Raw genomic sequence first — 12,476 nt, 5'->3', positions numbered from 1 at the left:
TAAAGATATTTTTAACTAAAATAGAAATTAAAGTAAATATAATTAATTGACTTTACATGTAACCACCACCAGTAAACTTCCTATAGCACAGTGCTTCAGTTAAGTGGGATTCGTTTATACATTCACTGTGATCTAAGTCTGCTATTGTCCTGGAAACTTTTAGAATTTTACTGTAAGCTCTAGTTGTCAATTTATATTTAGAATAAATTTTTGCAAGTATTTCTATAGATTTTTTATTGAGTTTACAGTATTTTTTAATTAAAGTGCTGTTCATTTCTGAATTATACTGTATTCCATGATTCATGAATCTTTTCTTCTGAATTTTTCTGGCGTCTTCCACTCGTTTTCTTATTGATTTAGAAGATTCGCTTTTTTTGGAATTCTGGATGTCTTTGAAGTTTAAAGAGGTTACGAAAGTAAATAGATCTATTCTATCCATAAAGGGACTTGATAGTTTTGATATATACCTCTTTCTCTCATAATCTGTACATGTACAATGTTTACCAGAAGCAAAGTTTCCACAAGGACATGGGTTGGTGGCCATTATGGTCATGAAGTTGCATGGGAAGGAGACTCTGCCAGAGCATCTGTTTATTGTTATTCTCTTTTCTTCTAAAGGCTGTCTTAAAACTTCCAGCACATTTTTTTTGAATTCAAGTACTTCATCCAAAAAAAGTACACCATTGTGCGCTAAAGATATCTCACCGGGCATTAAATTATTTCCACCTCCTATGAGAGCAGCTGCTGTGATGGTGTGATGGGGACTTCTAAAGGGTGGTTTGGTTATAAGACCTTCGTTTGTATTTAAATTTCCAGTAACGCTGTATATTTTAGTGACTTCTAGGGATTTTTCGTAATTCAAATTTGGAAGTATAGTTGGAACTCTCCTGGCCATCATAGTTTTACCAGAGCCAGGCGGGCCAGCCATGAGTACATTATGATTTCCAGCAGAAGCTACTTCCAGGGCTCTTTTGCAACTTTCCTGCCCAAATACATCTGAAAAGTCCAGAGTGGAATGTGGAATTTTAGATGACACTCTTTTATGCTTATAAGGAAGTAGATCCCTGTATTTTATAAAATATACTATTTGCTTTAAATTCTCAAATGCGTAACAATTTACTCCTTTTATAGAAGAGCATTCCTCTGCATTTTCAATAGGAACTATAAAATTTTTTATATTGTTTTTTATACCCTCTAATGTTATTGGGAGTACACCCCTTACTTTATTTAAATTGCCGGATAAGGACAATTCACCTAGTATTAAAAAATCTTCCCAATCATAAAAATTCATTTGCCCTGTGCATATAAGTATGCCAACGGCTATAGGAAGATCAAACAGAGAACCTGCTTTTTTCATATCTGCTGGAGCTAAATTTACTACTATTTTTTTTATAGGAAATTCAAATCCTGAATTTATTATTGAAGCTTTTACTCTTTCTTTAGATTCTTTTACAGAAGTGTCTGCCAGGCCAACTATGTTGAAGGAGGGAAGCCCTCTTTCAATGTCTACTTCTACTGAAACTATACTTCCATCTATGCCTAAAAAGGAAGATGTATTTAATTTGATAGCCATATTATTATCACCTCTGCTTAATTCTTGACAATAATATTTTGTTTTAAACTTTTAAAGATAAAACACTGTAAATTTTGAATAAAATAATGGGATTGTGAACATAATTTTTACATAATTATATTTATAGGATGTGAATTATTTATGAACATATATGATCTGTGGTTTGCTTCTGTTAAAGTATCGAATAAAATAAAAAATAATATATTAAAGAAATTTAAAGGTACAAAAAATATATACATACATAGTATTTATAATAATGATTCTATATTTTTAGATAGTGGTTATAGTAAAATATATGATGAATTAAAGAAGTCCTGGAATGAAGGCAGATTGAAAGATCTGATGGAGTATTCTTTAGAAGAAGGTATAGAAACGGTGAATTGTTGTGAAAAGAATTATCCTTATAAGTTAAAAAATTATGATGACTCTCCGGCAATTTTGTTTTATAAGGGAGATATTGATATTTTAAACAATTTGAGTATAGCAATAGTAGGAGCCAGAGATTGTAGTTTATATGGAAAAAATGCAGCTCTATTGATAGGTAGAGAGATTTCTGCAAATAATTTAAATATAATAAGCGGCATGGCAAGGGGAATTGACAGCTGTGCCCATAGAGCTGCAATTGAAAATGACGGGTATACCTGTGCTGTACTTGGTTCAGGAATAGATGTGGTATATCCTAGAGAGAACAGGGGATTATATGAGGATATTTTAAAAAAAGGATGTGTGATATCTGAATTTATTCCCAAGACAAAACCTTATCCTTACAATTTTCCGATGAGGAATAGAATTATAAGTGGTCTAAGTGATGTGGTAATTGTAATTGAAGCTGGGGATAAGAGCGGGGCCTTAATAACTGCCGGTTGTGCTTTGGAACAGGGGAAAGATGTTATGGCTGTACCTGGTTCTATATTTTCCCCTAAAAGTAAGGGCGCAAATAATCTTATAAGAGAAGGAGCCTATGTATTTACCTGTATGGAGGATTTGTTTCAAATGCTGCCTGTAGAGTATACGAAGGAGAAATGCGTAAAAGACCATAGGTTAAATGCTGAAGAGGAAAAAATATGTAAAATTATTGGTCATATTCCCATACATATAGATGAAATATGCAGGGTAACTGATATTGACATAAAACGATTATATGAGTTATTATTTGAATTGCAATTAAAAGGTGAAATAATATGTCTTCAGGGAAATTATTATGCAAAAATTGAAGACAATCAAGATATTATCAAGTGATAGTTAGGTTCAGGTGGGGTTTACACAAGGAATACTTTTATCTATCTGAACTTTACAGGAACTTATCCAAATGCGCAGCAGTGCTTATGTCCATAATTACAAAGAAGGAGTATTAGCAAGCGTTTGGGTAAAATAAGGTATGGTTAAATAAGGGGGTGTAGACTCTGAATTAAGATATTCAGAGTGCGATATGGGACAAAAATTGGTTATAGTTGAATCACCAGCTAAGGCTAAGACTATAGGAAAGTATTTAGGAAAAAATTATGTGGTTAAAGCTTCTATGGGTCATGTTAAGGATCTTCCCAAGAGCCAATTGGGAGTTGATATAGATAATGAATACAATCCTAAGTATATAACGATAAGGGGAAAAGGGGAGCTTTTAGATAAGCTTAAAAGAGAGGCAAAAAAAAGTGAAAAAATATATTTGGCGACAGACCCGGATAGAGAGGGAGAGGCAATCTCCTGGCATTTATCTCATGTGCTTAAATTAAATGAAAGTGAAAAATGTAGAATAGAGTTTCATGAGATCACCAAAAATGCTATAAAAAGTTCAATAAAATCTCCGAGGACTATAAATATAAATTTAGTTAATGCTCAGCAGGCCAGAAGAGTGTTAGATAGATTGGTTGGATATAAAATAAGTCCGATACTTTGGAAAAAAATTAAATGGGGATTGAGTGCAGGAAGGGTCCAGTCTGTAGCACTTAAAATGATATGTGAGAGAGAAAAAAGCATAATAGACTTTAAACCTCAGGAGTATTGGACTATAGAGTGTGAACTTCATAAAAAAACCTCAGTTAAGTGTTTTAATGTGAAATTAACTACCTTTGATAAAAAGAAAATTGAGATTAAAACAAAAGAGGAGACGGATAAAATTATAAAGGATCTAGAGAAAGGACAGTTTATTGTAAATTCAATAAAAACTACATGTAAGAATAAGATGCCCTTACCTCCTTTTACTACTAGTACATTACAGCAGGATGCTTATAAGAAATTAAACTTTTCAACTAAGAGAACTATGGCTGTAGCCCAACAGTTATATGAGGGTGTGGATATAAAGGGTTATGGAACTGTAGGCCTTATAACCTATATGAGGACAGATTCGGTAAGAATTTCTAGGGAAGCTCAAGAGATTTGCAGAGATTATGTGATAGATAAATTTGGGAAAGAATATATAGAGGAAAAACCTAGAAATTTCAAAAGCAAGAAAAAAAACATACAAGATGCCCATGAGGCAATAAGGCCTACCTACATGGAAATAGAGCCTGATAGGGCTAAAGAGAATTTAAAACCGGAACAGTATAAGCTCTATAAATTGATATGGAATAGATTTCTGGCAAGTCAAATGGCTTCTTCAAAAATTGATGTTACTTCTATAAATATAGTAAATAGTAGATATGGACTTAAAGTAAGCGGATCCAGTGTTAAATTTGATGGGTTTATGAAAGTCTATGAATATGCAACTGAAGATGAAAGGGCAAATAGAGCACTGCCGAAACTTGAAAAGGGAGAACTGCTTTTTAAGAAATCTATAGAGGGCAAACAGCATTTTACACAGCCTCCAGCTAGATTTTCAGAAGCTTCTCTTGTAAAGACGCTTGAGGAAAACGGAATAGGAAGGCCCAGTACCTATGCACCGATTCTGTCTACGCTTTTGGATAGAAAATATATACAGAGGGAAAAGAAAACACTAATTCCTACTGAATTAGGGAATATAGTAAATAATATATTAAGTGAATATTTTAAACAAATAGTGGATGTGGAATTTACTGCTGAAATGGAATCCAAGCTGGATTCTGTTGAAGAGGGAAAAGATAATTGGAGAAAGGTAGTTGATGAGTTCTATAAACCGTTGAAAAAATCTATTGAGGTAGCAGAAAAAGAGGTCTCTAAAATTACAATAGAAGATAAGGTAACGGATATAAAATGCGATAAGTGTGGAAGAAATATGGTGATAAAGCATGGAAGATTTGGAGATTTTTTAGCGTGTCCGGGCTATCCTGAGTGTAAAAATACAAAGCCAATAGTTGAGGAATTAGATGTTGAGTGTCCTAAATGCGGAGGAAAGATTTTAGTTAAAAGAAGCAGGAAGGGCAGAAAATTTTATGGATGCAGCAATTACCCCAAGTGTGATTTTGTAAGTTGGGCTGAACCTGTAAAGGAAAAGTGTCCTGTATGCGGAAGTTATATGGTAAAAAAGTACAGTAAAGTTAAAGGAAATTATTTGGAATGCTCTAATTCAGAATGTAAATACAGACAATATAATGTTGAGGAAGGTAAAGAGGAAGGCAAAGAAATAAAAAAAGTGGATAGGGTTTAAAGCAGTTAAGTGGTTTAAGATATGATATAGTTTAATTATATTAGAAGATATGGTTGAATTATAATAATTGTTATGTTATCATAATTAATGTGTAAAGAATAATTCTAAATATTTTAAAAAATCTAAAACATTTAGAATTATGTAGTCTAAAGCTCTAGATAAAGATCTTTTTCACGATAATATAAAAAATATGACAAAATTGGAATTACAGTATTTATATAGATAAAATAAAACTAGTAGATACAAGGAGGATTATAAATGACATCACTATTAAACAAAACAAGAAAATTGAATAAGATACTACAAAAATCAGGAACAGAACCAGTAGTTTTTGACGACATATGTAAATTATTAAGTGAAGTTTTAGGCTGTAATGTTTACATTATAAGTAGAAAAGGAAAAATATTGGGATATAATTTCCCAGATGGTTTTGAGTGTGATACTGTTAAGGAAAAGGTAATAAGCGAAATGAGATTCCCTGAGCATTATAACAATAAGTTGTTAAATGCCCGCGAAACTCTTCCTAATTTGTCCAATCATGGGATCTGTGTTTTTGAAGATGGAAGCCCTTGTAATCTGGACAATAAGATCACCACTATAGTTCCTATAATTGGAAACAGAGAAAGACTTGGGACTTTGCTGCTGGCAAGTTTTGGGGAGAAATTTATAGATGAAGATCTCGTATTGGCGGAGTACAGTGCTACTATAATAGGGCTTGAGATATTAAGGGCCAAAAATGATGAGATAGAAGAAGAAGCCAGAAAAAAAGCTGTGGTTCAATTGGCAATTGGAACTCTGTCTTATTCTGAATTGGAAGCAGTGGAACATATATTCAGTGAATTGGATGGAAATGAGGGATTACTGGTAGCTTCAAAAATAGCAGATAAGGTGGGAATAACCAGATCTGTAATTGTAAATGCACTTAGAAAATTTGAAAGTGCAGGGGTTATAGAATCAAGATCTCTTGGTATGAAGGGAACCCACATCAAGATATTGAATGAAAAATTATTAGATGAATTGAAAAAAATAAAGTGATATGAATTAAAAAAATAATTTTTTTTATTGAATAGACATAGTCATTATGATATACTACAAAAGGTAGTAAAATACACACATTGTCTAATTCATAATAAGGTGCCTTTGGTCATTTATGAATATGAGGATAATGGAGGTAAAACCTAGGAGGGAAAAATAAATGTCAGTTATTTCTATGAAACAATTATTAGAAGCAGGTGTTCATTTTGGACATCAGACGAGAAGATGGAACCCTAAAATGGCTCCTTATATTTTTACAGAGAGAAACGGGATCTATATAATAGATCTACAGAAGACGGTGAAAAAAATTGAAGAGGCCTATGATTTCATAAAGAAAATTGCAGAAGAGGGAAAGGATATATTGTTTATTGGTACGAAAAAGCAGGCTCAGGAAGCCATTCAGGAAGAAGCAAAGAGAAGCAATATGTATTATGTGAATAATAGGTGGCTTGGTGGTATGCTTACTAATTTTGTCACTATAAAAACTAGAATAGGCAAATTAGAGGAACTGGAAAAAATGGAGGAGGACGGTACATTTGAGGTTCTCCCTAAAAAAGAAGTTATAAAATTGAAAAATAAGAAGGAGAAATTGGAGAAAAATTTGGGCGGAATTAAGAATATGGATGCCAAAAATGTAGGAGCATTATTTGTTGTTGATCCAAGAAAAGAGAGGAATGCTATATCAGAAGCTAAAATTTTGGGAATCCCTGTAGTAGCTATAGTTGATACAAATTGTGATCCTGATGAAGTGGATTATGTTATACCAGGAAATGATGATGCTATAAGAGCTGTTAAATTGATTACTTCTAAAGTAGCAGATGCTGTAATGGAAGGCAGACAGGGAGAGCAGTTAGCTGAAGAATAGTTTATATAATGGAATACAAGAGGATCAAATACAAAAATGTGAGAGGAGTTGAAAAAAGCCGCTATATGGCAAGTAATGAACATTGTAAGTCGGCCACATATTTTATGTTTTTAAATAGCGGAATATATTTATGATAACTGCACAAATGGTAAAAGAACTCAGAGAGAGAACTGGAGCAGGAATGATGAACTGCAAAAAAGCTTTGAAGGAAGCCAATGGTGATACTGAAAAGGCTATTGAAATATTGAGAGAAAAAGGGTTAGCTGCTGCAGCTAAAAAATCTGGTAGAATAGCTTCGGAGGGGTTGGTTAAAACCTATGTTTCAGAAGATGGAAAAACGGCATCAATAGTAGAGGTAAATTGTGAAACCGACTTTGTAGCAGTGAATTCGGATTTTGTAAGTTTTGTGGACAATTTAGCAAAACAGATAATCAGTTCTAATTCTTCTACCGTAGAAGAATTACTTAAGGAAAAATATATATTAGATGACAGTAAAACTGTGGGGGAAACATTAATAGCTCTGATTGCAAAATTAGGAGAAAATATGGCGGTAAGGCGATTTAAAAAGTTTTCTGTTTCCAAGGGATTAATTGAAAGCTACATTCACGGCGGGGGCAGAATAGGAGTCCTGGTGAAACTGGAGTGTGATAATCAAGACCATATTTTAAAAGAAGTTGCAAAGAATGTGGCTATGCAGATAGCTGCTACAAATCCATTGTTTTTAGATAAAAATTCAGTAGATGACAATACTCTAAATAAAGAAAAAGACATATACAGAGTTCAGGCATTAAATGAGGGGAAACCTGAAAAAATTGTAGATAAAATAATTATGGGAAAAATTCAAAAATATTATAAAGAAAACTGTCTGATTGAACAGATATGGGTTAAAGATTCCGATTTTACTATTGATAAATATATTAAGAATAAATCGAAAGAAATTGGTGCACCGATAAAAGTGTCTGATTTTGTTAGATTTGAAAAGGGCGAAGGAATAGAGAAGAAAGAAGAAGATTTTGCCGAGGAAGTTCGTAAGCAGATAGAGAGTAAATAGTAACTGAAAAGAGAACACTGGGTGTTCTCTTTTTTTAAGATGTGAAAAAACTGTAAATTTTAAGTTTCACTTTATGATAATTTGGAGGTATAATATATATGAGTTTAGCTAAATACAAGAGAATAATGCTTAAACTTTCAGGAGAAGCTCTCGCTGGGAAAAAGGGCTATGGAATAGATTTTGGTGTGACGAAAAATATAGCTATTGAGATAAGAGAGCTTATATCCATGGGGGTATCAGTGGGAATTGTAGTTGGTGGTGGAAATATATGGAGAGGCAGAAGCGGAATAGGGATGGACAGGACAACAGCTGATTATATGGGAATGCTTGCTACGTGTATAAATGCACTGGCACTTCAGGATTCACTTGAAAATTTAGGAGTGACTACGAGAGTACAGACAGCTATAGAGATGAGAGAAGTGGCTGAGCCTTTTATAAGAAGAAGGGCAATGAGACATTTGGAAAAAAATAGGGTTGTTATATTTGCAGCAGGTACTGGAAATCCTTATTTTTCAACAGATACTACAGCATCGCTTAGAGCAGCGGAAATAGAAGCAGATGTTATACTCCTTGCAAAAAAAGTAGACGGTGTATATGATAAGGATCCACATAAATACAGTGACGCAAAAAAATTTGACAAATTAACTTATATTGAAGTACTTGAGAGAGGACTTCAGGTGATGGATTCTACAGCTACATCCCTTTGTATGGACAACAATATACCTATTTTAGTATTTGGTCTAGATGATCCGGAAAATATAAGAAAAATTGTGGCTGGAGAAAAAATTGGTACTATTGTTTGCAAAGAATAAAAGAGGAGGTATTTTATATGATTAAGGATACTTTGAAAAGTGCAGACGAGAAAATGGGGAAAACTATAGAATCTTTAAAAAGGGAACTAGCTTCAATGAAAGCTGGGAGAGCTAATCCTGCCATACTGGATAGAATAGAGGCAGAATATTATGGGACAATGACTCCTATAAATCAAATGGGGAACATATCTATTCCAGAGGCCAGAATGCTTGTAATACAGCCGTGGGATAAAAATGCATTAAAAGCTATAGAAAAGGCAATATTAAAATCGGACCTGGGTATAAATCCATCTAATGATGGGGAAGTTATAAGGCTTATAATACCTGAGCTGACAGAAGAAACCAGGAAGGATCTGGTTAAGAAGATAAAAAAACTAGGGGAAAATGCTAAAGTGAGTATAAGAGCAATAAGAAGAGATGGTAATGATAAGTTGAAGGCACTTAAAAAAGAAAATGATATTTCGGAGGATGAAATAAAAAAAGCTGAAGTGGAAATCCAAAAGAAAACTGACAGTTTTATAAAAGGTATAGATGGTATAGTTGAAGAGAAAGAAAAAGAAGTTATGTCGTTATAATAATTTTTAAAAACCTGCCTATAGCAGGTTTTTTATGAAAACTAAAATTAGTAATAGTAATGAATGGAGACATACTTATGTTAAGATTTTTTAATGATGGTAGAGAAAAAAAATATAAAAACGAAGATATATCTATTGATTTAAATAATATTCCAAAACATATAGCTATCATTATGGATGGAAACGGAAGGTGGGCCAAGGAACGAAATCTTCCGAGAGTAATAGGACATAAAGCAGGAGTGGAAACTATAAGAGAGATTGTAAAGGAGTGCAGTATTTTAAAAGTAAAATATCTTACATTGTATGCTTTTTCCACTGAAAATTGGAAAAGACCTAAAGATGAGGTAAGTGCACTTATGAATATCCTAGCAGAGTATTTAAAAAAGGAATTTAAGGAATTAGACGATAATAACGTGATAATAAATTATATAGGAGATATATCCAGATTGCCGAATATATGTCAGAAGGAACTTGTTGCATGTCATAAAAATACTGAGGACAATACTGGGTTGACCTTGAACTTGGCATTGAATTACGGTGGAAGGGATGAAATAACTAGGGCCTTTAAATTGATCTATGAAGATATAAAGTCCAAAAAAATAAATGAAGAGGACATAAATGAGAATATGATAGCAAATTATATGTATACTAAGGGTATGCCTGATCCTGATCTCATAATAAGACCCAGTGGAGAACAGCGCTTGAGTAATTTCCTCCTGTGGCAGTGTGCCTATTCGGAATTTTGGTATTCCAATATAAAGTGGCCGGATTTTAGGAAGGAACACCTTTATAAGGCTATTTTTGATTATCAAAATAGAGACAGAAGATTTGGTGGAGTGAAGTGATTTTCATCAGATGATGAAAATTTTTAACACAGCCCAAAATCAACATTGATTGTGAATTGTATATGGAGGTGGATAAGTGAATAATAGATATTTAGGAGCAGTTACACTCATACCCTTTATTCTGATTTTATTTTTAGGTGGAATTTATTTAAAATATGGAATTATGATCATTTCACTTATGGGAATGTATGAGTTTTACAAGGTGATAAAGGGAAGAGGCATAAATGCCATAAATATAATAGGATATTTACTCTGTATAGCGTATTATGTTACTTTAGGTACTGAGGCAAACTATAAATTTGTGTTTTTTACCATAATTGTTTCAATGTTTATGTTATTGTGTATTCCTGTTTTAGATACGGAGTATAATTTTATAGATGTAGCCTGTACTGTATTTGGATTTTTATATGTATCGTTGTTTTTTAGCTCTATGGTTTTGGTTGACAATATGTCTTACGGAAGATATTTTGTATGGATTATCGTTATATCTGCCTGGGGATGTGATACGGCTGCTTATTATACAGGCAGATTTTTAGGCAAGAGGAAACTTTGTCCCAAGGTAAGCCCCAAGAAAACTGTAGAGGGATCTATTGGAGGAATATTGGGAAGTGTGATTATATGCACTCTGTTTGGATTATTTGCCCTTAAAAGGGGTGTGCCAATGACATTACATAATTATGTTGCAATGGGAATTTTATGCGGTTTTTTTTGCCAGTTTGGCGATTTAACTGCCTCTTCGATAAAGAGATATGTAAAAGTGAAGGACTACAGCAATTTAATACCCGGGCATGGAGGCATTTTGGACAGATTTGATAGCATACTTTTTTCAGGAGTAATAGTATTATATTATTTAATGTTTATAGCTTTTATTTAAGAGGGGAAGTATATTTTATGTACTTCTCTATTATTTATTTTATAAGATAAATATGGTATAGTTAAACATGTTAAAATCTTGTTCAACTTATGGTTGTGATTTGATAAGGAGTTGTTATTTATGAAAAAAATTTCAATACTTGGGACTACGGGTTCTATAGGAACTCAAACCCTGGATGTATTGAGAAAAGATAGAGAAAATTTTAAGCTTATAGGGATCTCGGCAAATAGCAATGTGGAAAAGCTTTTGAAAATAGTGGAGGAGTTTAAGCCATTATATGCGGTGGTAACTCAAAAGGAAGCTTATTTAAAATTTAAAGAATATTTTAGGAATAAAAATGCGAATTTAGAAATATTATTTGGTACAGAAGGATTGAATACCATAGCAAGCTTGCCGGAAATTGATATGGTGGTGACTTCAGTGATGGGAATGTCAGGACTGGTTCCAACTATAAGAGCCATTGAAGCGGGAAAAGATATAGCATTGGCGAACAAAGAGACTCTAGTTGTAGGTGGGGAACTGGTTAAAAAGCTAGTGAAGAAAAATAATGTGAATCTGATTCCTGTGGATTCAGAACACAGTGCTATTTTCCAGTGCCTTCAAGGAAATGAAGACAGTGATATAGAAAAAATACTCATAACTGCTTCTGGCGGACCTTTTAGAGGGAAAAACAGAAAAGAGCTTTTGAATGTTACTGTTCAGCAGGCATTAAGACATCCAAAATGGCATATGGGAAAGAAAATCACTGTAGATTCTGCCACACTTATGAACAAGGGATTGGAAGTCATAGAAGCACACTGGCTTTTTGATTTACCTTATGAGAAAATAAAGGTAGTAGTTCACCCTGAAAGTATTGTCCATTCCATGGTAGAATATAAAGACGGAAGTGTTATAGCACAGCTTGCCAGTACAGATATGAGACTCCCTATCCAATATGCCTTATATTATCCTAAAAGAGGTGAACTTGTAGTGGATAGGTTAAACTTCTATAATTTAAAAAATTTGACTTTTGAAAAACCTGATATAGATACTTTTAAACCATTGAAATTGGCTTATGAAGCTGGGAAAATTGGTGGAACAATGCCAGCTATATTGAACTGTGCAAATGAAGAAGCTGTAGAACTTTTCCTTTTAAATAAAATTAAATTTTTAGATATAGGCTACATAGTGGAAATGTGTATGAATAAATTTCCTCCTAAAAATAATTTTCAATTGGAGGATTTACTTCATATAGAAATAAAAGTTAAAGAATATGTAAAAACTAAGTTTGGTAGATAAGAAATATGA

General features: G+C 33.1%; 11 protein-coding genes. 10 read left to right on the top strand and 1 reads right to left on the bottom strand.

Going from position 1 to position 12,476, the window contains the following annotated elements:
- Positions 1 to 52: 52 nt before the first annotated feature.
- Positions 53 to 1,573: a YifB family Mg chelatase-like AAA ATPase gene (locus LN736_RS07150; protein WP_150355903.1), complete on the bottom strand. Its 1,521-nt coding sequence runs from the start codon at positions 1,571 to 1,573 to the stop codon at positions 53 to 55.
- Positions 1,574 to 1,714: 141 nt separating this feature from the next.
- Here LN736_RS07150 and dprA point away from each other — a divergent pair, with 141 nt between their 5' ends.
- The 10 genes from dprA (at position 1,715) to LN736_RS07100 (ending at position 12,467) form a co-directional block, all read left to right on the top strand.
- Positions 1,715 to 2,812, top strand: coding sequence for a DNA-processing protein DprA (gene dprA / locus LN736_RS07145; RefSeq protein WP_179977236.1), 1,098 nt, complete (start codon positions 1,715 to 1,717; stop codon positions 2,810 to 2,812).
- 190 nt (positions 2,813 to 3,002) lie between these two features.
- Positions 3,003 to 5,132 carry a type I DNA topoisomerase gene (topA, locus tag LN736_RS07140; RefSeq protein WP_150356456.1) on the top strand — a complete coding sequence of 710 codons (2,130 nt, stop codon included), beginning with the start codon at positions 3,003 to 3,005 and terminating at the stop codon, positions 5,130 to 5,132.
- 258 nt (positions 5,133 to 5,390) lie between these two features.
- The gene (gene codY, locus LN736_RS07135) at positions 5,391 to 6,167 is read left to right on the top strand and encodes a GTP-sensing pleiotropic transcriptional regulator CodY (RefSeq protein ID WP_150356455.1); all 777 of its coding nucleotides are present in this window, start codon (positions 5,391 to 5,393) and stop codon (positions 6,165 to 6,167) included.
- Positions 6,168 to 6,327: 160 nt separating this feature from the next.
- Complete coding sequence (gene rpsB, locus LN736_RS07130; protein WP_150356454.1) at positions 6,328 to 7,032, top strand: 30S ribosomal protein S2; 705 nt, start codon at positions 6,328 to 6,330, stop codon at positions 7,030 to 7,032.
- Positions 7,033 to 7,162: 130 nt separating this feature from the next.
- Positions 7,163 to 8,083, top strand: coding sequence for a translation elongation factor Ts (tsf, locus tag LN736_RS07125; protein WP_150356453.1), 921 nt, complete (start codon positions 7,163 to 7,165; stop codon positions 8,081 to 8,083).
- A gap of 98 nt (positions 8,084 to 8,181) precedes the next feature.
- Complete coding sequence (pyrH, locus tag LN736_RS07120) at positions 8,182 to 8,895, top strand: UMP kinase (RefSeq protein WP_150356452.1); 714 nt, start codon at positions 8,182 to 8,184, stop codon at positions 8,893 to 8,895.
- Positions 8,896 to 8,912: 17 nt separating this feature from the next.
- On the top strand, positions 8,913 to 9,470 hold the full coding sequence (gene frr, locus LN736_RS07115; RefSeq protein ID WP_150356451.1) for a ribosome recycling factor: 558 nt from the start codon (positions 8,913 to 8,915) through the stop codon (positions 9,468 to 9,470).
- A gap of 77 nt (positions 9,471 to 9,547) precedes the next feature.
- Positions 9,548 to 10,315 (top strand): isoprenyl transferase, encoded by a 768-nt coding sequence (locus LN736_RS07110; protein WP_150356450.1) that lies wholly within the window; start codon positions 9,548 to 9,550, stop codon positions 10,313 to 10,315.
- 76 nt (positions 10,316 to 10,391) lie between these two features.
- Positions 10,392 to 11,189 (top strand): phosphatidate cytidylyltransferase, encoded by a 798-nt coding sequence (locus LN736_RS07105; protein ID WP_150356449.1) that lies wholly within the window; start codon positions 10,392 to 10,394, stop codon positions 11,187 to 11,189.
- A 120-nt stretch (positions 11,190 to 11,309) separates the two neighbouring features.
- Positions 11,310 to 12,467 (top strand): 1-deoxy-D-xylulose-5-phosphate reductoisomerase, encoded by a 1,158-nt coding sequence (locus tag LN736_RS07100; RefSeq protein ID WP_150356448.1) that lies wholly within the window; start codon positions 11,310 to 11,312, stop codon positions 12,465 to 12,467.
- Positions 12,468 to 12,476 lie beyond the last annotated feature (9 nt).

It is taken from the genome of Clostridium aromativorans (assembly GCF_020908015.1).
GTDB classification, from domain to species: Bacteria; Bacillota; Clostridia; order Clostridiales; family Clostridiaceae; genus Clostridium_B; species Clostridium_B aromativorans.
Note: the sequence above shows the minus strand (reverse complement) of the source record. Positions and strands in the feature narration are given on the sequence as shown.